The 19411-nt window shown below is 71.0% G+C and carries 25 protein-coding genes, 1 tRNA gene and 1 pseudogene; 9 read left to right on the plus strand and 18 right to left on the minus strand.

Going from position 1 to position 19411, the window contains the following annotated elements:
• Positions 1 to 48: 48 nt before the first annotated feature.
• Positions 49 to 411, minus strand: a complete 363-nt coding sequence (locus ACFYO2_RS17170) for an STAS domain-containing protein (RefSeq protein ID WP_388349348.1) — start codon at positions 409 to 411, stop codon at positions 49 to 51.
• A 220-nt stretch (positions 412 to 631) separates the two neighbouring features.
• Here ACFYO2_RS17170 and ACFYO2_RS17175 point away from each other — a divergent pair, with 220 nt between their 5' ends.
• From ACFYO2_RS17175 to ACFYO2_RS17185, 3 genes are all read left to right on the plus strand, one after another.
• A complete protein-coding gene (locus tag ACFYO2_RS17175) occupies positions 632 to 1354 on the plus strand; it encodes an ANTAR domain-containing protein (protein ID WP_388349350.1) in 723 nt (240 codons plus the stop codon).
• A 53-nt stretch (positions 1355 to 1407) separates the two neighbouring features.
• Positions 1408 to 2106, plus strand: a complete 699-nt coding sequence (locus tag ACFYO2_RS17180) for an ANTAR domain-containing protein (RefSeq protein ID WP_388349352.1) — start codon at positions 1408 to 1410, stop codon at positions 2104 to 2106.
• 62 nt (positions 2107 to 2168) lie between these two features.
• Entirely contained in the window at positions 2169 to 2558 is a 390-nt protein-coding gene (locus tag ACFYO2_RS17185) for a hypothetical protein (RefSeq protein ID WP_388349354.1), read from the plus strand.
• Positions 2559 to 2569: 11 nt separating this feature from the next.
• On the opposite strand, the gene ACFYO2_RS17190 is transcribed toward ACFYO2_RS17185, so the two are convergent.
• The 3 genes from ACFYO2_RS17190 to ACFYO2_RS17200 all read right to left on the minus strand — a co-directional run bounded on the left by ACFYO2_RS17190 (position 2570) and on the right by ACFYO2_RS17200 (position 6581).
• Complete coding sequence (locus ACFYO2_RS17190; protein WP_388349356.1) at positions 2570 to 3391, minus strand: YceI family protein; 822 nt, start codon at positions 3389 to 3391, stop codon at positions 2570 to 2572.
• 84 nt (positions 3392 to 3475) lie between these two features.
• Positions 3476 to 6025 (minus strand): MFS transporter, encoded by a 2550-nt coding sequence (locus ACFYO2_RS17195; RefSeq protein WP_388349358.1) that lies wholly within the window; start codon positions 6023 to 6025, stop codon positions 3476 to 3478.
• Between the two features lie 13 nt (positions 6026 to 6038).
• A complete protein-coding gene (locus ACFYO2_RS17200) occupies positions 6039 to 6581 on the minus strand; it encodes a MarR family winged helix-turn-helix transcriptional regulator (RefSeq protein ID WP_388349360.1) in 543 nt (180 codons plus the stop codon).
• 195 nt (positions 6582 to 6776) lie between these two features.
• Between ACFYO2_RS17200 and ACFYO2_RS17205 the strand changes: the two genes are divergently transcribed.
• On the plus strand, positions 6777 to 6980 hold the full coding sequence (locus ACFYO2_RS17205; protein ID WP_217235911.1) for a hypothetical protein: 204 nt from the start codon (positions 6777 to 6779) through the stop codon (positions 6978 to 6980).
• Between the two features lie 437 nt (positions 6981 to 7417).
• Here the strand turns inward: ACFYO2_RS17205 and ACFYO2_RS17210 are convergent, their stop codons facing one another.
• The 8 genes from ACFYO2_RS17210 to ACFYO2_RS17245 all read right to left on the minus strand — a co-directional run bounded on the left by ACFYO2_RS17210 (position 7418) and on the right by ACFYO2_RS17245 (position 11902).
• On the minus strand, positions 7418 to 8299 hold the full coding sequence (locus ACFYO2_RS17210) for an RNA polymerase sigma factor SigF (RefSeq protein WP_388349362.1): 882 nt from the start codon (positions 8297 to 8299) through the stop codon (positions 7418 to 7420).
• A gap of 277 nt (positions 8300 to 8576) precedes the next feature.
• Positions 8577 to 9470: an RNA polymerase sigma factor SigF gene (locus ACFYO2_RS17215; protein WP_388349364.1), complete on the minus strand. Its 894-nt coding sequence runs from the start codon at positions 9468 to 9470 to the stop codon at positions 8577 to 8579.
• A 152-nt stretch (positions 9471 to 9622) separates the two neighbouring features.
• Positions 9623 to 9916: a Dabb family protein gene (locus ACFYO2_RS17220; protein WP_388349366.1), complete on the minus strand. Its 294-nt coding sequence runs from the start codon at positions 9914 to 9916 to the stop codon at positions 9623 to 9625.
• Between the two features lie 11 nt (positions 9917 to 9927).
• The gene (locus ACFYO2_RS17225; RefSeq protein WP_388349368.1) at positions 9928 to 10104 is read right to left on the minus strand and encodes a hypothetical protein; all 177 of its coding nucleotides are present in this window, start codon (positions 10102 to 10104) and stop codon (positions 9928 to 9930) included.
• Between the two features lie 91 nt (positions 10105 to 10195).
• Positions 10196 to 10280 (minus strand) — tRNA-Ser (locus ACFYO2_RS17230).
• Positions 10281 to 10342: 62 nt separating this feature from the next.
• On the minus strand, positions 10343 to 10768 hold the full coding sequence (gene tadA, locus ACFYO2_RS17235) for a tRNA adenosine(34) deaminase TadA (RefSeq protein ID WP_388349370.1): 426 nt from the start codon (positions 10766 to 10768) through the stop codon (positions 10343 to 10345).
• Between the two features lie 56 nt (positions 10769 to 10824).
• Positions 10825 to 11361 (minus strand): hypothetical protein, encoded by a 537-nt coding sequence (locus ACFYO2_RS17240; protein WP_388349624.1) that lies wholly within the window; start codon positions 11359 to 11361, stop codon positions 10825 to 10827.
• A gap of 355 nt (positions 11362 to 11716) precedes the next feature.
• Positions 11717 to 11902: a hypothetical protein gene (locus ACFYO2_RS17245; RefSeq protein ID WP_388349372.1), complete on the minus strand. Its 186-nt coding sequence runs from the start codon at positions 11900 to 11902 to the stop codon at positions 11717 to 11719.
• A 107-nt stretch (positions 11903 to 12009) separates the two neighbouring features.
• On the opposite strand from ACFYO2_RS17245, the gene upp reads away from it, so the two are divergent.
• Positions 12010 to 12645: a uracil phosphoribosyltransferase gene (gene upp / locus ACFYO2_RS17250; protein WP_388349374.1), complete on the plus strand. Its 636-nt coding sequence runs from the start codon at positions 12010 to 12012 to the stop codon at positions 12643 to 12645.
• 64 nt (positions 12646 to 12709) lie between these two features.
• Here upp and ACFYO2_RS17255 read toward each other — a convergent pair whose 3' ends face one another.
• From ACFYO2_RS17255 to ACFYO2_RS17280, 6 genes and pseudogenes are all read right to left on the minus strand, one after another.
• Positions 12710 to 13354, minus strand: coding sequence for a LytR C-terminal domain-containing protein (locus ACFYO2_RS17255; protein WP_388349376.1), 645 nt, complete (start codon positions 13352 to 13354; stop codon positions 12710 to 12712).
• Between the two features lie 122 nt (positions 13355 to 13476).
• The gene (locus ACFYO2_RS17260) at positions 13477 to 13773 is read right to left on the minus strand and encodes a type II toxin-antitoxin system VapB family antitoxin (protein WP_003999914.1); all 297 of its coding nucleotides are present in this window, start codon (positions 13771 to 13773) and stop codon (positions 13477 to 13479) included.
• A 199-nt stretch (positions 13774 to 13972) separates the two neighbouring features.
• Entirely contained in the window at positions 13973 to 14104 is a 132-nt protein-coding gene (locus ACFYO2_RS17265) for a hypothetical protein (protein WP_388349378.1), read from the minus strand.
• A gap of 59 nt (positions 14105 to 14163) precedes the next feature.
• Positions 14164 to 14508: a hypothetical protein gene (locus ACFYO2_RS17270; RefSeq protein WP_388349379.1), complete on the minus strand. Its 345-nt coding sequence runs from the start codon at positions 14506 to 14508 to the stop codon at positions 14164 to 14166.
• 98 nt (positions 14509 to 14606) lie between these two features.
• Positions 14607 to 15191 (minus strand): HhH-GPD-type base excision DNA repair protein, encoded by a 585-nt coding sequence (locus ACFYO2_RS17275; protein ID WP_388349381.1) that lies wholly within the window; start codon positions 15189 to 15191, stop codon positions 14607 to 14609.
• A 24-nt stretch (positions 15192 to 15215) separates the two neighbouring features.
• A pseudogene (locus ACFYO2_RS17280) lies at positions 15216 to 15341 on the minus strand (SIP domain-containing protein); the annotation flags it as partial.
• A 134-nt stretch (positions 15342 to 15475) separates the two neighbouring features.
• Here ACFYO2_RS17280 and ACFYO2_RS17285 point away from each other — a divergent pair.
• From ACFYO2_RS17285 to ACFYO2_RS17300, 4 genes are read left to right on the plus strand one after another with little or no spacing between them, the layout of a single operon-like run.
• Positions 15476 to 17542 carry a penicillin acylase family protein gene (locus ACFYO2_RS17285; RefSeq protein WP_388349382.1) on the plus strand — a complete coding sequence of 689 codons (2067 nt, stop codon included), beginning with the start codon at positions 15476 to 15478 and terminating at the stop codon, positions 17540 to 17542.
• Entirely contained in the window at positions 17535 to 18146 is a 612-nt protein-coding gene (locus ACFYO2_RS17290; protein WP_388349384.1) for a GNAT family N-acetyltransferase, read from the plus strand. The genes ACFYO2_RS17285 and ACFYO2_RS17290 overlap by 8 nt, the downstream gene beginning before the upstream one ends.
• Positions 18143 to 18616 carry a cupin domain-containing protein gene (locus ACFYO2_RS17295; protein ID WP_388349386.1) on the plus strand — a complete coding sequence of 158 codons (474 nt, stop codon included), beginning with the start codon at positions 18143 to 18145 and terminating at the stop codon, positions 18614 to 18616. The genes ACFYO2_RS17290 and ACFYO2_RS17295 overlap by 4 nt, the downstream gene beginning before the upstream one ends.
• Complete coding sequence (locus tag ACFYO2_RS17300; RefSeq protein WP_388349388.1) at positions 18613 to 19398, plus strand: SDR family NAD(P)-dependent oxidoreductase; 786 nt, start codon at positions 18613 to 18615, stop codon at positions 19396 to 19398. Before ACFYO2_RS17295 ends, ACFYO2_RS17300 begins: the two co-directional genes overlap by 4 nt.
• Positions 19399 to 19411: the final 13 nt, after the last annotated feature.

Consider the following 19411-nt stretch of genomic DNA (forward strand, 5'->3'; position numbering starts at 1 on the left):
CCTCAGCCTAGGACGCCGCCCGCCGGGCCGCCGCTCCTGGCCCCCGGCCTACGAATCCAGCGCCTCGGCCAGGTCGTCGTACACCGGAACGTCCCGGCGTATCCCGGTCAGCTCCAGGACGCGGCAGGCCACTCCGTCGGGCGCCGCCACCACCCGGACCCGCGCCCGGGGCTGGAGGGCGCGGCGTACGTCGTCGACGAGTCGTACGCCCTGGGAGTCCATGAAATGGGTGCCGGTGAGGTCCAGGACCAGCACACGCAGCCGGTCGGCGCGGGCGTCCACGGCGGACATGATGCGCTGGTACAGGCCGGCGCCGTTGCAGAGGTCGATTTCCGGGGGCAGAGCGATCACGGTGCAGCCGGGCAGATCGCGCAGATCACGCAGCTCGCACGGATTCGGGAAGAAAGTCACGGCAACTCACCTGGCAGACGTCCGTCCGGATTCCGGGGAGGCCACTTCCTGACCTGTCGCCCCCATTGCACCACGCCGACGCGCGCGCCCGAAAGTGCCTGCGGCCACGCTTCAGCCGGACGTCACCTCGATGCAACAGAGCAGATAAAGTGCTGTCCGTCCTGTGCTCGCAGTCGGGAATGTGCTGCGGAGCTCTCCTGCGCACGGCCATTGGTCGTGCATGCCGAAGAGGTTCGTGGTGGCTGCGTCCGAGTTTTCTGGTTTGCCCCGTTTCCCTGCCGGTTTCGAGCTGGCGGAAGCCCTGACGGTGGCGGCTCAGCAACTGCACGACACGGTCACCCCGCACAGCACGATGCGTGCCGCGGTCCGGCTGGCCGTCCACATCCTGCCCGGCGCCGATCACGCGGGCATCTCCGTCATAGAACGCGCCCAGCACCGCCGTACGGTCGCCTGGACCGACGAGGTCGTGCGCTCGGCGGAGTCCGGGCACCCGGGCCGCGAGGAGGACCCGTACTGGGAGGGGCTGTGGACCGCGCCCGTCGTACGGGTCGAGGACAGCGAGGCCGACGACGGCGGGGCCGTCCTGTCGGAGCTGGGCCTGCGCTCGGTGCTGTCGCTGCGGCTGCGCGCCGACCGCCGCCGTCTGACCGTGCTCACGGCGTACGCCCGCAAGCCGCGCGCCTTCGACGAGGCCGCCACCCGCATCGGCCGGCTGTTCACCGCGCACGTCAGCCTGGCCCTCGACTCGTCGACCGTCCGTGAGCAGTTGACGGAGGCCATGCGCACCCGGGACCTGATCGGACAGGCCACCGGGATCCTGATGGAACGGATGGACATGGACGCGGCGGAGGCCTTCGAGTCCCTGGTCAAGGCCTCGCAGCGGGAGAACGTCAAGTTGCGCGACCTCGCCCGCCGGATCGTCGATGCGCGCGACGCCAGATGATCGGTGAGGAGCGGTGAGGCGTTAACGGGCGTTGACGGGATAACCGTACGTTCATGAGCCCTGACATGCCCGACACGCTGGAAATGGCCATCGTGCGCAGCAGTGGCCTCGACACCTTGCTGCGCGATCTGACCGACCGTGCCGTCGAGGCGGTGCCCGGCGCCGCCGCATGCAGCATCACCGTGCGCCGCGCCGACCGCCTGCTGACCCTGGCGGGCAGCCGCGGCCTGCCCAGCGGCCTCGACCAGCGTCAGTACGAGAACGGCTCGGGGCCGTGTGTGGAGGCCGCCGAGACCCACCTCGAGCAGTACGCCCCCGACCTGGAGACGGAGACCCGCTGGCCCACGTACACGTCGTACGCCCTCTCGGCCGGCGTGCGCTGCGTGCTGGCGCTGCCGATCGACGTGGAGGGCGAGAGAGGCGCCGCCCTCAACCTCTACGGCGTCCAGAGCGGCGCGCTGGGCAAGGGCCGGGACGCGGCCCGGGCCTTCGCCGCCCGGGTGGGCGACGCGATCAACGTCGCCCTGCGCGTGGAGCGCCGCCGCGAGTCGACCGCCGACGTGCGCACCGCTCTGGTCTCCCGCAGCGTCATAGACCAGGCGATCGGCATACTCATGGCCCAGCAGCGGATCGACGCCCGTATCGCCCTGGAACGCCTGCGCCGCGTCTCCATGGACCACAACGTCAAACTCCGGGACCTGTGCACCGACTTGGTGGCCCGGGTGAGCGGCGGCGACGGCCGGAGGCCCTGAGGGGGTCCGGCAGTTCGCCCGGATGCCTGCGGGGCCCCGCCCGCACCGCCTAGCGTGGCCGCATGAGCGCGGAAGACCTCAATCCCGAGGAACAGTGGCCGCTGCCACCCGCCTGGATGTGGGACTGTGCCGAGTGCATCCGCCGGTACGAGGTGATGAAGCACACGCAGGCCGTCATCGCCGGGCTGACCGCGGAGGACCCCGGCGTCGACTGGGATGTCACGGACAGCATCGTCGCCACGCAGATCAACCTCAGCCGGCATCTCGCCGACGCGCACCGGGAGTCCCTGCCGGACTGGGACCCCGAGTGCCGGACCTGCGCCGACCACCAGGCCTCCGTGGAGCGGCTGGAGAAGCGGTCGCCGGATCTGCTGCCGGGCGCGGTGATGGCGGCCGAGGAACACCGGGCCCGCCACCTGTTCGCGCCGCCGCGCATCGTCGGCCTCATGTAGGCACCGGGACATCAGGCCTCGGGGAGCGAATCCCCCTGCACCGCCTGGATGTCCAGCTCCACCCTGAGCGTCGTACCGATGGCCGCGATGCCCGCCTGGACGACCTGGTTGTAGTCCATGGCGAAGTCCTCGCGCCGCAGCTGTGCCGTCGTCCGGAACGCCGCCCGGGTGCCGCCCCACGGGTCCGAGCCGGTGCCGAGGTAGGCCAGGTCCAGGTCGACCGGGCGTACGACACCGTGCAGTTCCAGTTCCCCGTGGACCGTCCAGCGGTCCGAACCGGCCGCCGTCAGACCCGCCGAACGGTAGGTGATCTCCGGGAAGCGCTCCACGTCGAGGAAGTCCGCGGACTTCAGGTGGGTGTCCCGCATGCCGTTGCCGGTGTCGATGGACGCGGCCCGGATGACCGCCTCCACCCGGGACTTGGTCACGTCGTCGGGGGCGACCTCGATCGAGGCCGTGAAGTCGGTGAACCGTCCGTGCACGCTGGAAATCCCCAGGTGCTGGGCGACGGCTGCCACACTGGAGTGTGCCGGGTCGACGGTCCACGGCCCCGGCGGCGGCAGTTCGGTGCCGCCCTGCCGGGCCAGCGTCACCGTGCCGACCTCGGCCCGCCCGCTCGCGGTGACGAGGGCGCTCGCGGCGGCGGGCGCGTACCCGACCGCCGTGACGATGACGGTGTACGCCCCCGGCGCGAGCGCGGTCGCGTCCCGTACGGCCCCGTCCGCGTCGGCCTCGGCGCGCAGCACCTGGGAGCCGGTCGTGTCGGTCACCGTGACGACCGCGTGCGACACGGCCCATCCGTCCCGGGTACGGATCTTCGCGGTCAGTCCCATCTCGCGTAACTCCTCAACTGAGACCGGCCCGTGGAGCTGCGCACCTCCGCTCGGAGTGCGCACGCCGCCACGGGCCGGGGTGAACTACTCGCCGGGGTGGGCGAGTTCGATGTCGTGGTCGTCGACTCCGCGACCGTTCACGGTCAGGGCGGTCGCCACCGGCGGGTACCCCGTCGCGATGACGGTGTAGTCGCCGCCGTCCAGGTCGGTGAAGGCGTACGCCCCGTCCGTCCCGGTGGTGGCCGTGCCGACCACGTTGCCCGCCGCGTCCACGAGCGTGACCCGCGCATCGGCGAGGGGACCGTGCGGCGCCCGTACGACACCCTGGAGCTGGGCTCCGGCGTCCAGGTCGACCTCGATCCGGGTGACCCCGGTGGCGCCGATCTCGACGGGCAGGGCGCGCGGCCGGTGTCCGGCGGCGTTCACGGCGACGGTCACCGTGCCCGGCACCAGCTCGGCGAAGGCGAACTCGCCCTGTTCGCCGGTGGAGGTGGTGGCCAGCAGGTCACCGCGCACGTCCGTCACGATCACCATGGCGTCCTTGACGGGTGACGCGCTCTGCGCGGCCCGCACCACACCGCTCAGCCCGCTGGTGCCGCTGAGCAGGATGTCGTACGGCACCGGCTCCTCGCCCACCACCACGGTGGACGCCTGCGGCTGGAACCCGTCGGCGGAGGCGATCAGGACGTACGACCCGGTGCCCGGCGCGTCCACCGCGTAGGAACCGTCGGCCTGCGCGACCGACCGGCCGAGCTGCCGTCCTCCCAGTGAGATCAGCGTGACGGCGGCCTGCGGGACGGGCGCGCTCTCGACGCCACGGACGAAGCCGTGGACCGGGATTCCACCGGACACCGGTGCGCTCCCCCTTTCGACGGTGGCGACGGCCGCGAGCTTCTGCGTGCCCCGCGGACCGGCTTCGGTGCTCGTCCCGGCGACGGCCCAGCTCGGGACCCTCTCCCCGGCCGGTGTCTCGACAGCGGCAGGGGGCTCGGCAGCGGCCGGACCCTCGACGGCGACCGGCCCCTCGGTCTCGGCCTTGGCGGCCGCGGCCTGCGCCAGCCCGCCCGAGGTCCGCAGCGGGACCTCCTTGATGAACAGCGTGACGAGGAAGGCGACCAGCGCGAGCGGCGCGGCGATCAGGAAGACGTCCGCGATGCCGTGACCGTACGCGCTCTCCATGACGGTGCGCAGCGGGCCGGGCAGGCTGTCCATGTCCGGGATGCTGCTGCTGGAGCTCTGACCGGCAGCGGCGGCCGCGTACTTGGGGTCGAGCGTGGTGAGGCCGTCCTTGGCGTAGTCGGTGATCCGGTTGGCCATGACGGCGCCCAGCGCCGAGACGCCGACCGCACCGCCGAGGGACCGGAAGAACGTCACCGTGGAGCTGGCAGCGCCCAGGTCGGAGGGGGCCACCTGGTTCTGCGTGCACAGCACCAGGTTCTGCATCATCATGCCGACGCCCAGGCCCAGCAGCGTCATGAAGATCGCGATGTGCCAGTACGCGGTGTCGTAGCGGATCGTGCCGAGCAGACCCAGACCCGCGGTCAGCAGCACACCACCCGCGAGCAGCCAGGCCTTCCAGCGGCCGGTCTTGGTGATGACCTGCCCGGAGACCGTCGACGAGACGAACAGACCGCCGATCATCGGGATGGTCATCACGCCCGACATCGTCGGGGACTTGTCGCGGGCCAGCTGGAAGAACTGGCTGAAGAAGACCGTGCCGGTGAACATCGCGACGCCCACGAAGAGCGAGGCGATGGAGGACAGGGTGATGGTGCGGTTGCGGAACAGCCGCAGCGGAATGATCGGCTCGCTCGCCCTGGACTCGACGAGCACGAACAGCAGCCCGAGCACGACCGAGCCGCCGACCATCGCGTACGACTGCCACGACAGCCACTCGTACTTGTCACCGGCGAAGGTGACCCAGAGCAGCAGCAGCGAGACCGCGGCGGAGATGAGGAACGCGCCGCCCCAGTCGACCTTGACCTCCCGCTTCACGAGGGGCAGGTGCAGGGTCTTCTGCAGCACGATCAGCGCGATGACCGCGAACGGCACACCGACGTAGAAGCACCAGCGCCAGCCGAGCCAGCTCGTGTCGGTGATGACACCGCCGAGCAGCGGGCCGCCGACGGTGGCGATGGCGAAGGTCGCGCCGAGGTAGCCGGAGTACCGCCCGCGCTCACGCGGGGAGATCATCGCGGCCATCACGATCTGCGCGAGGGCGGAGAGCCCGCCCACGCCGATGCCCTGGACGACACGGCAGGCGATCAGCATGCCGGCGTTCTGCGAGAGTCCGGCGGCGGCGGAGCCCAGCACGTAGATGATCAGGGCTATCTGTACGAGCGCCTTCTTGCTGTACAGGTCGGAGAGCTTGCCCCACAGGGGTGTGGCCGCGGTCATGGAGAGCAGCGCGGCGGTGACGACCCAGGTGTAGGCGGACTGGCCGCCGCCCAGGTCGCCGATGATCTCGGGCAGGGCGTTGGTGACGATCGTCGACGACAGGATCGCGACGAACATGCCGAGCAACAGCCCGGACAGTGCCTCCATGATCTGCCGGTGCGTCATCGGAGCGCCCTCGGAGGACCCACCTCCGTGCTTGGCGTGAGCCCGCACACCGGCTGGTGTGGTCGTAGCCATGAGCTTCCTTCTCTTACTTGGTGATCGCGGGTGTACGGGGGGACTGTTCGAGCACGGGAGCGGTGGGCGGCCGGGGCTCGGTGTCGGCGGGGAGCGCGGTGTGCGGGGCATGCGGGGCGTGCTGGGCGCGGCAGTCGTCGAAGCTCGCCCTGAGCCGCGCCATCAGCGCGGTCAGCTGGGCCACCTCGTCGTCGCTCCAGTCGCTCAGCCGCTCGGCGAGCATCCGGCAGGTCAGCCGGGACATCTCCGCCAGCTGCGCCCGGCCCGCGGGCGTGAGGCGCAGGATGCGGGAGCGCTTGTCCGCCGGGTCGGGGGAGCGGTCGATCCAGCCGCGCTCGGCCACATGGGCCACATGCCTGCTGGTGACCGACATGTCCACGGCGAGCAGCTCGGCGAGCTTGCTCATGCGCATGTCCCCGTGGCGGCTCAGCACCGTCAGCACGGCGGCCGAACCGCTCGGGCAGCCGGACGGCATGAGCCGCCCGAGCTCCCTCTTCACGGCGCCGAAGGCACTGAACTGACGGATCAGCTCCTCGTACTGCGCCTGCTCGGCCATCACACCTCCCGCGTTCGTTGCTTAGGGCAACCATAGAAGCTGTTGGTTGTTACAGGCAAATAAGGAGGGGGTAGTCACGGTCAAAAACTTGGCAAAGGCAAGTATTGCGAGCGTAAACACACAGGTAAGGGGATGCGGTGCGGAATCCGAGCCCGCACTTGGGCCACACCCCCGGATTCGCTAGGGTCTCGGGGCATGGCTAACACGCAGGGCCCCCAGGGCAACCACGACCCCGCCGGCAGCACTCAGATGTTCCGCGCGTTCGTCGACGAGGCCCCTCAGGGCCGGCAGCGGCAGGCGGCTCCCTCTTCCTCGGGCGGTCCCCGCCTCGGCCTGATCATCGGGATCGTCGCCGCGGTGGCGATCGTGGCGGCGGTGGCCTGGCTGGCGCTCAAGTAACGCCGGCAGGGCGAGCAACGCCGGTAAGGCGAACCCCGCGGACTCGACCGTCGCCCGGTCGACGCCGAGTGCGCCGATGACGTGCGTCCCGAAGGTCACGGTGCCCGAACGCACGCCCGCTCCCTGGAAGGTGAGGGTCACTCGTCGTACGACCGGCCTCGGCGCCCCCGGGTGACGAGGCGCGCGTACCCGTGCCGCTCGGGCGGGGGTCCCGGCTGCCCCGCGAAGTGACGCCCGCGGTCGGTCGGGTTCCCGGCGCCGACGGACTGCCGACCGCCGACTGCCGATCGTCGCCGTCGAGCGGCACGCACGACGGCCGCCGACGCGCCCAGCAGGGCGCACCGACGGCCATGTGTCCGTGCGGGACGGGTCGCTCGAAGCATCGCGCCATGGTGGCTGACGCCCCGTCGAACAGGAAGCTCCGCGCGGAGCTTCCGTCAGTCCGAGATCAGGCCTTCCCGAAGCTGCGCCAGCGTCCGCGTCAGCAGCCGGGAGACGTGCATCTGCGAGATGCCGACCTCCTCGCCGATCTGCGACTGGGTCATGTTGGCGAAGAAGCGCAGCATGATGATCTGGCGCTCGCGCGGCGGGAGCTTGGCCAGCAGCGGCTTGAGCGACTCCCGGTACTCCACGCCCTCCAGTGCCGTGTCCTCGTAGCCGAGGCGGTCCGCGAGGGAGCCCTCGCCGCCGTCGTCCTCGGGGGCCGGGGAGTCGAGCGAGGAGGCGGTGTACGCGTTGCCGACCGCGAGGCCGTCGACGACGTCCTCCTCGGACACGCCCAGGACCACGGCGAGTTCGGGGACGGTCGGGGAGCGGTCCAGCTTCTGGGCGAGCTCGTCGCTGGCCTTGGTGAGGGCCAGTCGCAGCTCCTGGAGGCGGCGCGGGACGCGGACCGACCAGGACGTGTCGCGGAAGAAGCGCTTGATCTCGCCGACGACGGTCGGCATCGCGAACGTCGGGAATTCGACGCCCCGTTCGCAGTCGAAGCGGTCGATCGCCTTGATCAGGCCGATGGTGCCGACCTGGACGATGTCCTCCATCGGCTCGTTGCGGGAGCGGAAGCGGGCGGCCGCGTAGCGCACCAGCGGGAGGTTGAGCTCGATGAGGGTGTCCCGTACGTACGCGCGCTCGGGGCTGGTCTCGTCGAGTGCGGCGAGCCGCAGGAAGAGGGAGCGGGACAGGGTGCGTGTGTCGAGAGCTCCCGAGGTCGGGAGGGCCGGGGCCGGCGCGGCCTCGACGGCCGTTACGTCGTCGAGTGCGGGCGCGGGCTCGCTCTTTGTGAGCGTGAGCACCTTCGAGCTGCCCTGGTCTGCGGACATGCCACCCCCTTTGGGTCGCGGGACGGTACGGCGAACGCTCCGTCGAGGAACGTTTGCCTTCACCTGAATACCGGAGCCGAAGCCACGGCAAACGCGCTTCCGGCAGAATGTCACATGTCGGCAACACGCTGTAGTGACATGTCGACATGCGAGACGTGAATACGCCCAGGAAGAAGGGGGTCTGACGGTATTTCGGACCAGAAAGGGCGGGATCCGCGCTGGTGAGCGATTCAGCCGTACTGGTGATGACTCGATCGTTTACGCGATTGGGCGGCGATTAGGCGTCGATCCTGTTCGCGGAACGCAGTCGCTGAAAGCTACGCGCGAGTAGCCGCGAGACGTGCATCTGGGAGACGCCGAGTTCCGCGCTGATCTGTGACTGGGTGAGATTGCTGTAGTAGCGCAGCAGCAGAATTCGCTGTTCCCGCTCCGGCAGCTGAACCAGCAGATGCCGTACGAGATCCCGGTGCTCCACGCCGTCCAGGGCCGGGTCCTCGTAGCCGAGCCGGTCCAGCAGTCCCGGCAGCCCGTCGCCCTCCTGGGCGGCCTCCAGCGAGGTGGCGTGGTACGACCGTCCGGCCTCGATGCAGGACAGCACATCCTCCTCGGAGATGCGCAGCCGCTCGGCGATCTCGGAGGTCGTCGGGGTGCGCCCGAAGGCCGTGGTCAGGTCCTCGGTCGCGCCGTTGACCTGCACCCACAGCTCGTGGAGCCGGCGCGGGACGTGGACGGTGCGGACGTTGTCGCGGAAGTACCGCTTGATCTCGCCGACGACGGTCGGCATCGCGAAGGTCGGAAACTGCACGCCACGGTCCGGGTCGAAGCGGTCGATGGCGTTGATGAGCCCGATGGTGCCGACCTGGATGACGTCCTCCATCGGCTCGTTGCGGGAGCGGAAGCGGGCGGCCGCGTAGCGCACGAGCGGGAGGTTGGCCTCGATGAGCGCCCCGCGCACCCGGTCGTGCTCCGGCGTGCCCGGCTGCATCCCCTTGAGCCGGCCGAACAGCACCTGCGTGAGCGCCCGGGTGTCGGCGCCGCGACTGCGCCCGGGTGTGGCGGTCGCGGCTTCGACGACTTCCGTGGCTTCGACGACTTCCGCGACTTGGACGACTTCCTTGGGCGGCGCAGTACTGGCCGACACGGTCAACGCCACCTCTTCATCGGTCTTCATCGGTCAACTCATCCATCAAAAGCGGTCATAGCATCACAAGACATGTGCACTGTGTGCAAGCACCGCATAACGCCGTGTTGAGCGAAGGGTTGGCGCATAAGACGCAAAAGAGCCCTTCGCCGTTCCGGCGGAGGGCTCAGATGTGCGGGAGTTCAGTACTCGTAGTCGGCGATCACCCAGGTGGCGAACTCTGCCCACAGGGCGACGCCCGCCTGGTGGTCCGGGTGCTCGACGTACCGGCGCAGCGCGGCCACGTCGTCGAAGCCGGAGTTGATGGCGAAGTCGTAGGCGATGGGGCGGTCGCTGAGGTTCCAGCCGATCTCCCAGAAACGGATCTCGGGGATCGTGCCGGGCAGCGCGCGGAAGGCCTCGACGCCCTTCACGACCCGCGGGTCGTCGCGCTCGACACCCTCGGCGAGCTTGAAGAGGACCAGGTGGCGGATCATGTGCGCTCCTCCTACTTTGCCCCGTCGGCGAGCCAGGTGAAGAAGTCGCCGACGGACTTGGCGGCGTCCGATATGCCCTCGAAGGCTATCTGGACGTAGTCGGCGGCCTTGGCCGGGTCCGTGATGATCACGTAGAGCACGAAGACCACGAGAGCGTAGACGGCGATCTTCTTCGAGTTCACCGCCATCGCGGCCTCCCTGTTCCCCTGTCACTGATACGCCCGACGAGCGCACATGATCGCACGAAGGGCCCCGTCTTACGACGGGGCCCTTCTGAAGCGGTAGCGGAGGGATTTGAACCCTCGGTGACTTGCGCCACACTCGCTTTCGAGGCGAGCTCCTTCGGCCGCTCGGACACGCTACCGAGGGAGACCTTACAGCAAGGTGCGGCGTGGTTTGAAATCGGTATTCGGGCGGGACAGGCCGTCAGCGGGAGCGGAAGAAATCGGTCAGCAGACGGGCGCACTCCTCGGCGAGCACGCCCTCGATCACCTCGGGGCGGTGGTTGAGCCGCCGGTCGCGGACGACGTCCCACAGGGAGCCGGCCGCGCCCGCCTTCTCGTCGCGGGCGCCGTAGACCACCCGGTCCACTCGGGACTGCACGAGCGCGCCCGCGCACATCGTGCAGGGCTCCAGGGTCACGACGAGCGTGCAGCCGGTCAGCCGCCACTGCCCGAGCTCGGCGGCGGCCCGGCGGATCGCCAGGACCTCCGCGTGCGCGGTCGGATCGCCGATGGCCTCGCGTTCGTTGTGCCCGGCCGCGAGGACGGTCGTACCGTCCGGGCCCAGCACGACCGCGCCCACCGGCACGTCGGCGTCGGCCCGCCCGGCCTCGTCCAGTGCGAGCCGCATGGCGGCCCGCCAGCGGTCGCGTACCGGGTCGGGTGTCGTTCCCGTGGTCGGTGAGGTCAGCGGACGGCCTCCAGGACCTCCGAGGCGCCGAGGGCCTCGGCGATCTCGGTGACCGCGTCCTGCGACAGCGACTTCAGCTCCTTCTCGCTGACGCCGAGGTCGTCGAGGATCCGGATGTCACCGACCGGACCGTGCGGTACGAGCTCGCCGGAGCCGCCGGTCTCCTCGGCGTCTTCGTCGTCCTCGTCCTCACCGTCCTCGGTGCCGTCGAGGTCGAGGGCGTCCAGGTCGGGCTCGTCGTCCTCGTCGGGATCCCTGCCGAGCAGTTCGGCGGTGAGCAGGATCTCGCCGTACGAGCTGCGGGCGGCGGCTGAGGCGTCCGAGACGTAGATGCGCGGGTCCTCCTCACCGTCGATGCGGACGACGCCGAACCAGGCGTCCTCCTGCTCGATCAGCACGAGCACCGTGTCCTCGTCGGGAGAGGCTTCCCGGGCCAGGTCGGCCAGATCCGACAGGGTCTCCACATCGTCGAGCTCCGTGTCGCTCGCTTCCCACCCGTCTTCGGTGCGCGCGAGCAGTGCGGCGAAGTACACCGTGACTCTCCCACTGGTCATAGGCGTGCCGGTTGGGGGTCCCCCCGGCGGAGGTTGCGGGCGGGGAGAGCTGTGCTCCGAGCCCACCCACTCGGAATCGTGGCAGAAACATGGCGCTCAGGGGACGTCTTCGGCTCCCTGTGTGTCCGGCTGCCGCCGATCTCGTGGCAGCGCAGGGTCCGTCGAGGTCTCACCAGCGCACTCGTTGCCGCCAACAGCGGATCGTACGCGGCTTTCCCGGGCGGCCGAGCACGGCCACCCGCACAACGCCCGACGACCCCGCGATCTTCCAACTCGTCGGTGCTGTCGGCGTGTCCCTGCGCTCATCGGGCCTTTGGTGCGGGTGTCACAGGCCCTACCAGCGGAAGGTCCGCATGCGCATCGCATGCCGCAGGCGGGCTGTCTTCGCGCGGCGGGGCTGGACCCGGTCCCGCAGTTCGCGGGCCTCGGTCAGGTCGCGCAGGAACTGGGCGCGGCGTCGGCGGCGCTCGGCGTCGGTCGTCCGAGCCGACGCCTCCTCTCGGGTATCGCGGTCAGGCATAGGCACACCACCCTGGTACGTCCCTCCCACTTTCCCCCTGATGGGCGGTTTGATGCCAGGGCAAGGCACAACGGAGCGGCGCACTGTCGCCGGTTACTGTTAGCGCCATGCGTCTCCACGTCGTCGACCACCCTCTGGTCGCCCACAAGCTCACAGCGTTGCGCGACCAGCGCACCGACTCCGCGACCTTCCGCCGTCTCGCCGACGAGCTGGTCACCCTGCTCGCCTACGAGGCCACGCGTGACGTGCGCACCGAGCAGGTCGACATCACGACGCCGGTGGCCTCGACCACGGGCGTCAAACTCTCCCACCCGCGCCCGTTGGTCGTCCCGATCCTGCGGGCCGGCCTCGGCATGCTGGAAGGCATGGTCCGGCTGCTGCCGAGCGCCGAGGTGGGCTTCATGGGCATGATCCGCGACGAGGAGACGCTCCAGGCCTCCACATACGCCACCCGCATGCCCGAGGACCTCTCGGGCCGCCAGGTGTACGTCCTCGACCCGATGCTCGCCACCGGCGGCACCCTGGTCGCGGCGATCCGCGAGCTGATCAAGCGCGGCGCGGACGACGTCACCGCCGTGGTCCTGCTCGCCGCCCCCGAGGGCGTCGAGGTCATGGAGCGCGACCTCGCGGGCGCCCCGGTCACAGTCGTCACCGCCTCGGTCGACGAGCGCCTGAACGAGCACGGCTACATCGTGCCGGGCCTGGGTGACGCGGGGGACCGCATGTACGGGGCGGCCGAGTAGTAGTCCAGTACTCCAGCAGACCGGCTACTCGCGTACGAGCCAGTCCGGTACTCGCGTACGACCTTCAGCAGTCCTTCTTCGACGAGGTGGACGTCGGCTGAGGCGCGGCCAGTGCGGCCAGTGCCTTGTCGGCGTCCGCCTCGCTGTTCAGGCTCTTGTAGCCGTCGCCGATGACCAGGTCGAGCTCGGTGCCCTTGCGGGCGGCGTCCGTGCGGCGCTCGGCCGTGGAGAGCTGGGTGGCGAGGACCGGCAGCGAGGTGTTCAGGGAGGACGCGGGGCCGAGCAGTATCCCGGTGCCCTTGACCTTCTTGTCGAACTCCTTGGACGCGTTGCCCACGTCACCGATCTTGAAGCCGCGCTTCTTCAGCTCGTCCGCGGCCTTCTTGGCGAGGCCGCTGCGGGCCGTCGCGTTGAACACGTTGACCGTGATCTGGGCGGGCTTGACGACGGCACCGGCGGACGCGGAGGCTGACGGGGTCGCCCGGGTGCCGCAGTCCCCCTTGGAACCGGCCGCCGCGGCCTTCTTGCCGTCGCCGGAGAAGACGTCGATGAGCTGCAGGGTGCCCCAGCCGACCAGCCCGAGCGCGGCGACGGAGGCCACCAGCCCGATCACGAATCTGCCGCGCCGCCGGGGTCGGCGCATGCGGGGGTACTTGTCTCCCTTGATCCGGTACTGGCGGCCCATGCCGGGGGGAGTCAGCATGCTCATGAGCGCAGCGTAGTGCGCCCGGGCGACGATTCCTACTAGATGATCATTGGACGAGGTGCAGGAGAACCCGAAAGGGCCAACCCCCACTCACCGAGCCACTGAAAGAGGCCTCGGCCCAGCCTTCAGTCCAGCTCGAGCACGCGCGCGTGCAGCACCTGGCGCTGCTGGAGCGCCGCGCGGACCGCGCGGTGCAGGCCGTCCTCCAGATACAGGTCCCCCTGCCACTTCACGACGTGCGCGAAGAGGTCGCCGTAGAAGGTGGAGTCCTCGGCGAGCAGGGTTTCCAGATCGAGCTGGCCCTTGGTCGTCACGAGCTGATCGAGGCGGACCGGGCGCGGCGCGACGTCCGCCCACTGCCGGGTGCTTTCCCGGCCGTGGTCGGGGTACGGCCGGCCGTTTCCGATGCGCTTGAAGATCACACGGAAAGCCTACCGGCCAAGACCTTCCGGGCGCAGCCATGGAGACGGAGTGCGGGCCCGGAAAAGACGCACTAAACCAGGGCAAACAGGAAGTGGCGCCTGAGATCACTGGCAGCAAAACCGTTCCGCCTGACCCGCTCCGGGGCGGGGACCTGTCCGCCGCGGCACGGCGGAGGCGGTACCCCGCCTCCGCCTCGGGTCAGCGGCCCTGTTCCTTCGGGGACCGCTGCGGCGTCGCTTCCTTCGCCTGCGGAACCTGGGGTTTCGGTGCGTTGCGTGCGGCCTCGGCGCGCAGGAGGGCGCGCAGGACCGCGTACGGGTCGATCGCCATGTGAGTCTTCCTTGTTCCTTGCGTCGTACTGAGGGGCCGGAGGGCGAGAGCCGGCTGTGTCAGCAGCGCAGGACCACCGAGCGCAGGGCGCGCAGGGCGGGCGAGGTGCCCGGTGGCGCAAGCCGGGGGCGGGCGATCGGGGTGGCGGGCGCCGGGTCCGGGAAGGGCGCGGGCCGCAGCGGTACGACGGGACGCCCGGCCCCCCGGCCCACCGGGCGCAGCACGGTGTCCAGGACGTCGTACTCGAAGACCACCGAGCCGCCCTCGGTCGCCACCGCCGAGACGGGCATCGCCTGTGCGCCCGCGTGCGCGCCCGGCACGAACAGGGCGAGCAGCAGGACGAGCACCCGCAGCCAGGCATGCCGACCGGCGGGTCCAAGGGCTTGCGGTGCGGCGGTGCTCACGGGAGTTCATCTCCCCGGGCGGCGCACGTGGTTCATCCCACCGGCGGTGAGAACCACCCGCTCGGCGTACACCCCGGGCGGGCCACCCGTACCGACGGCTACTTCTTGGCGGCCTTCGCCACCGCCTTCATCTCCTGCTTGTGCGCCCGCACCTTGGTCAGCGACTCGGGCCCGGTGATGTCGGCGACGGAACGGAAGGACTTCGGCTCGCCGTAGGCGCCCGCGGCCTCACGCCAGCCCTTGGGCTGCACGCCGAGCTGCTTGCCGAGCAGGGCGAGGAAGATCTGCGCCTTCTGCTTGCCGAAGCCGGGCAGTTCCTGCAGGCGGCGCAGCAGTTCCCGCCCGTCGGCCACGCCCTTCCAGACGAGCTCGGGGTTCCCGTCGTAGTGCTCGACGAGGTACTGGCACAGCTGGTGGATGCGCTTCGCCATCGACCCCGGGTAGCGGTGCACGGCCGGCTTCTCCGACAGGAGCGCGGCGAAGGCCTCCGGGTCCTGCGCGGCGATCTCGTGCGCGTCCAGGTCGTCGGCGCCGAGCCGGTTCGCGATCGTGCGGGGCCCCTTGAACGCCCACTCCATCGGGACCTGCTGGTCCAGCAGCATCCCGACCAGCGCGGCGAGCGGGGAGCGCCCGAGAAGTTCGTCGGCCTCGGGGTCCTGGGCGAGGTGAAGGGTGACGTCCATGCCCCGATCATCGCGCGTACGCGGTCAGCTCGCCCGCCAGTACCCCAGTGCGTGCATGCGCTGCTTGGGAAGACCCAGCTCCTTGCGGACGTACGACGAGAGCGTCCGGGTCGTCGCCGTGTCGCAGGCGATCCAGACGTGCGGCTGCGGGCGGGCCTACGCAGCGGTCTGAGGACCGCGCCTTCCCAGCCGTGCCCTGCCCCATCGTGTCTTCACCCTTCGCGTACGATTCCACCATCATTTAATTAGGCAAGCCTAACCTAAAGGACAGAAGGGGCACAGGGGTGATCACCGAGATCTACCGCGACGCCTGGGGGATCCCCCATCTCCGCGCCGGCAGCGCGGGTGCGCTCGCCCGTGCCCAGGGCCAGGTCACCGCCCGCGACCGGGCCTGGCAGCTGGAGGTGGAGCGACACCGCGCACAGGGCACCTCGGCCGCCTTCCTCGGCACCGAGGCCCTCGCCTGGGACCGGTTCGCGAGACAGGCCCGCCTCGACGACACCGCCGGACGCTGCTTCACCGCCCTGGAGAGACGGGACCCGCAGACGGCGGACTGGGTGCGTGCGTACGTCGACGGCGTGAACGAGGGGCTCGCGGGGGCCGATGCCCCCGAGTTCGCCCGCGTCGGCCTTGAGCCCGGCCGCTGGGAGCCCTGGACCCCGCTCGCCGTCTGGCTCGCCACGCACATCCTCTTCGCCGGCTTCCCCGCCAAGCTCTGGCGCGAAGAGGTCGTCCGGCACCTGGGAGCGGACGCCGTCCGCTTGTTCGCCACCGACGGCCCCGGCACCTCCGGCAGCAACGGCTGGCTGGTCGGCGGCGAGCGCACCACCACCGGCGCGGCGATCATCGCGGGCGACCCGCACCGCTTCATCGAGGACCCCGGCGTCTACCAGCAGATCCACCTCTCCTGCCCCGAGTTCGACGTCGTCGGTCTCGCCGTCCCCGGCGTCCCCGGCATCGCCCACTTCGGCCACACCGGCACGGTCGCCTGGGCCATCACCAACGCCATGGCCGACTACCAGGACCTCTACCGCGAGAGGCTGCGCCGCACCGGCGCCGGCGTCGAGGCGCTCGGCCCGGACGGCGTCTGGCGCCGGGCCGCCCGGCACACGGAGACCGTGCGGGTGGCCGGGGAGGCGCCGGTCGAGGTCGAGGTCATCGAGACGGACCGGGGCCCGCTGATCGCCGGCGGCCCCGAGGGACTCGATGACGGCACCCCGCTCGCGATCAGCCTCCGCCACCCGCCCCGCGTCACCGAGGACCTCGGCTTCGGCGCCCTGCTGCCCCTGCTGCGGGCCCGCACGGTGGGCGATGTGGACCAGGCCCTTGACCAGTGGGCCGAGCCCGTCAACGTCGTCCAGGCCGCCGACACCGCGGGCGGCCTGCTGCACCGCGTCGCGGGCCGGGTGCCGCTGCGCTCCGAGGCCAACCGCACCCGCCTGGTCCCCGCCTGGGAACCCGGCCACGACTGGCGGGGCCGGCACGATGCGCCCCGCGCCGGCCTCACCGATGGTGTCGCCGTGATGGCCAACCAGCGCGGACCGGCGGCCCCCCTCGGCGTCGAGTTCGCCGCGACCCACCGCGCCGACCGCATCACCGCCCTCCTCACGGAGAAGGACCGCTGGTCGTCCGCCGACATGCCGGTGATCCACATGGACACCCGGCTCGCCTCCGCCGTACCCCTGCTGGACCACCTGGAAGCGCTGGACGGTCTGACCCCCGAGGCCGCCGCCCTCCGGGACACGCTCCTGCGCTGGGACCGCCACATGGACGCCGACAGCACGGACGCGGCCCTGTACGCGGCGGTGCGCGGTGCGGTCGTACGCCGGCTCGCGGCGCACCCGGCGTTCGCCGCGCTGACCTCTCCTCCCGCGTACCCCGAGGTCTTCCTGCCGTGGCTCGCGCTCGTCCCGCGAATCGGCTTCGCGCTGGAACACCTGCTGCGGGCCGAGGAGTTGTACGGCATCGACCGCGCGGAGATCGTCCGGGCGGCGGTCGAGGAGGTCGCCTCGGGGGACCTTCCCGGCACCTGGGGCGACACGCACCGACTGTTCGCCTGGCGGGCGCTCACCGACACCTCCGACGAGGGTCCCGGCCTGTCCGGTGACCACGACTGCGTGCTGTGCACCTCCGCCGTGCCCGGCTGGACCGACGTCAGCGCGCGGGGGCCGGCCGCCCGTTACGTGTGGGACCTGGCCCGACGCGAGGACAGTTACTGGGTGGTCCCGTTCGGCGCCTCGGGTGTTCCCGGATCGCCCCACCACCGTGACCAACTCCCCTTGTGGCTCAGGGGAGATCTCGTACCGGTCGTCACCGACTGGGCACTGTTGAAGAAGGAGACCGATGTCTGAGGCGTACGCCCCCACCCGCGAGCCCGTCCACGAGCAGACCGTCGACGGCTTCGGCACCGTCCGTGTCCTGCCCCTCGACGCGCACGCCGACGCCGACGTCGTCCACGCCTGGGTGAGCGAGGAGCGGGCGTCCTTCTGGGGCATGAACGGCCTGAGCAAGGAGCAGGTCGCCGAGATCTACGCGCACATGGACACCCTCGACACCCACCACGCCTTCCTGGTGGAGAAGGACGGCGAACCGGTCGCGCTGCTGCAGACCTACGAGCCGGAGGCGGACCGCGTCAGCGAGTGCTACGAGGTGCGGCCCGGCGACATAGGCGTCCACCTGCTGCTGGCGCCCGCCGGGCCGGACGGCGGGCGTCCCGGCTGGTCCTCGGTGCTGCTGACCGCCGTCACGTCGTACGCGCTGCTCGGCCTGGACCGCGGCCGGGTCGTGGTCGACCCCGACGTGCGCAACGAGAGGGCGATCGCGCGCTTCCTGAAGCAGGGCTTCGAGGCGGGCCCGGCGGTCGTCCTGCCGGAGATCGACATTCCGGACGTGTACCTGCCGGAGAAGCGCGCTCAACTCGCCTTCCTGAACCGCGAGGTAGCCTTCCCGGCGTGACCCCGGACGACCTCGTCGCCCACTACGGTCTGGAGCCCATCCCCCGCGAGGGCGGGCTGTTCCGGCGTACCTGGGCGGGACCGCAACTGCCGGACGGCAGGCCTCAGGGCTCGGCGATCGTCGCCCTGCTCACCGCGGACGACTTCTCGGCCCTGCACCGCCTGCCCACCGACGAGATCTGGCACTTCTACCTGGGCGACCCGCTGGAACTCCTGCTCCTGGCCCCGGACGGGACGGCCCGCACGTCCGTCCTGGGGCCGGACGTACTCGGCGGCCAGCACCCCCAGCTCACCGTCCCCGGCGGCACCTGGATGGGCGGCCGGGTGGCGGCGGGCGGGGCGTGGACCTTCTTCGGCTGCACGATGGCCCCCGGATTCACCTACGAGGACTACGAGCACGGGAACGCGGCGGAACTGGCGGCGCGTTATCCGTCGCAGGCCGAGCGGATCGCGGGACTGTGCCGTCCATGAGACTCCTCGAAGGACACGTGGCCCTGGTCACCGGCGCGGGCGGCGGCATCGGACGGGGCATCGCCCTGCGGTTCGCCGAGGAGGGCGCGGCGGTCGCCCTGCACTGCCGTACGGCGGTGGAGGCGGCGAGCGACATGGCGTCCCGTATCCGGGACTCCGGCGGGCGGGCCGTCGTGCTGCGGGCGGATCTGGACGACGAGGACGCGTGCGCGGGCCTGGTGCGGGAGGCCGCGGAATGGGGCGGGGGCCGGCTGACGGCGCTGGTCAACAACGCGGGCGTCCAGCCGACGCGGGGGCTGGCCGGAATGACGGTGGCCGAGTGGCGGGCGGTCGTGGACACGAACCTGTCGAGCGTGTTCGCGTGCACACAGGCGGCGGTGGAGGTGATGCGGGCGTCGGGAACGGGACCGGGAGGGGGCTCCGGCTCCGGTTCCGTGACCCACATCGCGTCCATCGAGGCGAGTCACCCGGCCGCCGATCACGCCCACTACGCCGCCTCCAAGGCGGCCGTGGTGATGCACGCGCGGGCGGCCGCCCTGGAGTACGGCCCGTACGGCATCCGCGTCAACACGGTCTCGCCCGGGCTGATCCACCGGGAGGGCCTGGCGGAGGCCTGGCCGGAGGGCGTACGACGATGGGAGCGGGCGGCGCCGCTCGGCCGGCTGGGGCGCCCGGAGGACGTCGGCGACGCGTGCGTGTTCCTGGCGTCGCCGCTCGCGTCCTGGATCACCGGGCAGGACCTGGTGGTGGACGGAGGGGTGACGGCGCGGCCGACCTGGTGAGCGTTCCGGCACC

The organism is Streptomyces sp. NPDC006602 (assembly GCF_042870385.1).
Taxonomy (GTDB): domain Bacteria; phylum Actinomycetota; class Actinomycetes; order Streptomycetales; family Streptomycetaceae; genus Streptomyces.

Coding starts and splice junctions, on each gene's coding strand:
- ACFYO2_RS17175 (WP_388349350.1), top strand. CDS start 632: ATGCCGAAGAGGTTCGTGGTGGCTGCGTCCGAGTTTTCTGGTTTGCCC.
- ACFYO2_RS17180 (WP_388349352.1), top strand. CDS start 1,408: ATGAGCCCTGACATGCCCGACACGCTGGAAATGGCCATCGTGCGCAGC.
- ACFYO2_RS17185 (WP_388349354.1), top strand. CDS start 2,169: ATGAGCGCGGAAGACCTCAATCCCGAGGAACAGTGGCCGCTGCCACCC.
- ACFYO2_RS17190 (WP_388349356.1), bottom strand. CDS start 3,391: ATGGGACTGACCGCGAAGATCCGTACCCGGGACGGATGGGCCGTGTCG.
- ACFYO2_RS17195 (WP_388349358.1), bottom strand. CDS start 6,025: ATGGCTACGACCACACCAGCCGGTGTGCGGGCTCACGCCAAGCACGGA.
- ACFYO2_RS17200 (WP_388349360.1), bottom strand. CDS start 6,581: ATGGCCGAGCAGGCGCAGTACGAGGAGCTGATCCGTCAGTTCAGTGCC.
- ACFYO2_RS17205 (WP_217235911.1), top strand. CDS start 6,777: ATGGCTAACACGCAGGGCCCCCAGGGCAACCACGACCCCGCCGGCAGC.
- ACFYO2_RS17210 (WP_388349362.1), bottom strand. CDS start 8,299: ATGTCCGCAGACCAGGGCAGCTCGAAGGTGCTCACGCTCACAAAGAGC.
- ACFYO2_RS17215 (WP_388349364.1), bottom strand. CDS start 9,470: ATGAAGACCGATGAAGAGGTGGCGTTGACCGTGTCGGCCAGTACTGCG.
- ACFYO2_RS17220 (WP_388349366.1), bottom strand. CDS start 9,916: ATGATCCGCCACCTGGTCCTCTTCAAGCTCGCCGAGGGTGTCGAGCGC.
- ACFYO2_RS17225 (WP_388349368.1), bottom strand. CDS start 10,104: ATGGCGGTGAACTCGAAGAAGATCGCCGTCTACGCTCTCGTGGTCTTC.
- tadA (WP_388349370.1), bottom strand. CDS start 10,768: ATGCGGCTCGCACTGGACGAGGCCGGGCGGGCCGACGCCGACGTGCCG.
- ACFYO2_RS17245 (WP_388349372.1), bottom strand. CDS start 11,902: ATGCCTGACCGCGATACCCGAGAGGAGGCGTCGGCTCGGACGACCGAC.
- upp (WP_388349374.1), top strand. CDS start 12,010: ATGCGTCTCCACGTCGTCGACCACCCTCTGGTCGCCCACAAGCTCACA.
- ACFYO2_RS17255 (WP_388349376.1), bottom strand. CDS start 13,354: ATGAGCATGCTGACTCCCCCCGGCATGGGCCGCCAGTACCGGATCAAG.
- ACFYO2_RS17265 (WP_388349378.1), bottom strand. CDS start 14,104: ATGGCGATCGACCCGTACGCGGTCCTGCGCGCCCTCCTGCGCGCCGAG.
- ACFYO2_RS17275 (WP_388349381.1), bottom strand. CDS start 15,191: ATGGACGTCACCCTTCACCTCGCCCAGGACCCCGAGGCCGACGAACTT.
- ACFYO2_RS17290 (WP_388349384.1), top strand. CDS start 17,535: ATGTCTGAGGCGTACGCCCCCACCCGCGAGCCCGTCCACGAGCAGACC.
- ACFYO2_RS17300 (WP_388349388.1), top strand. CDS start 18,613: ATGAGACTCCTCGAAGGACACGTGGCCCTGGTCACCGGCGCGGGCGGC.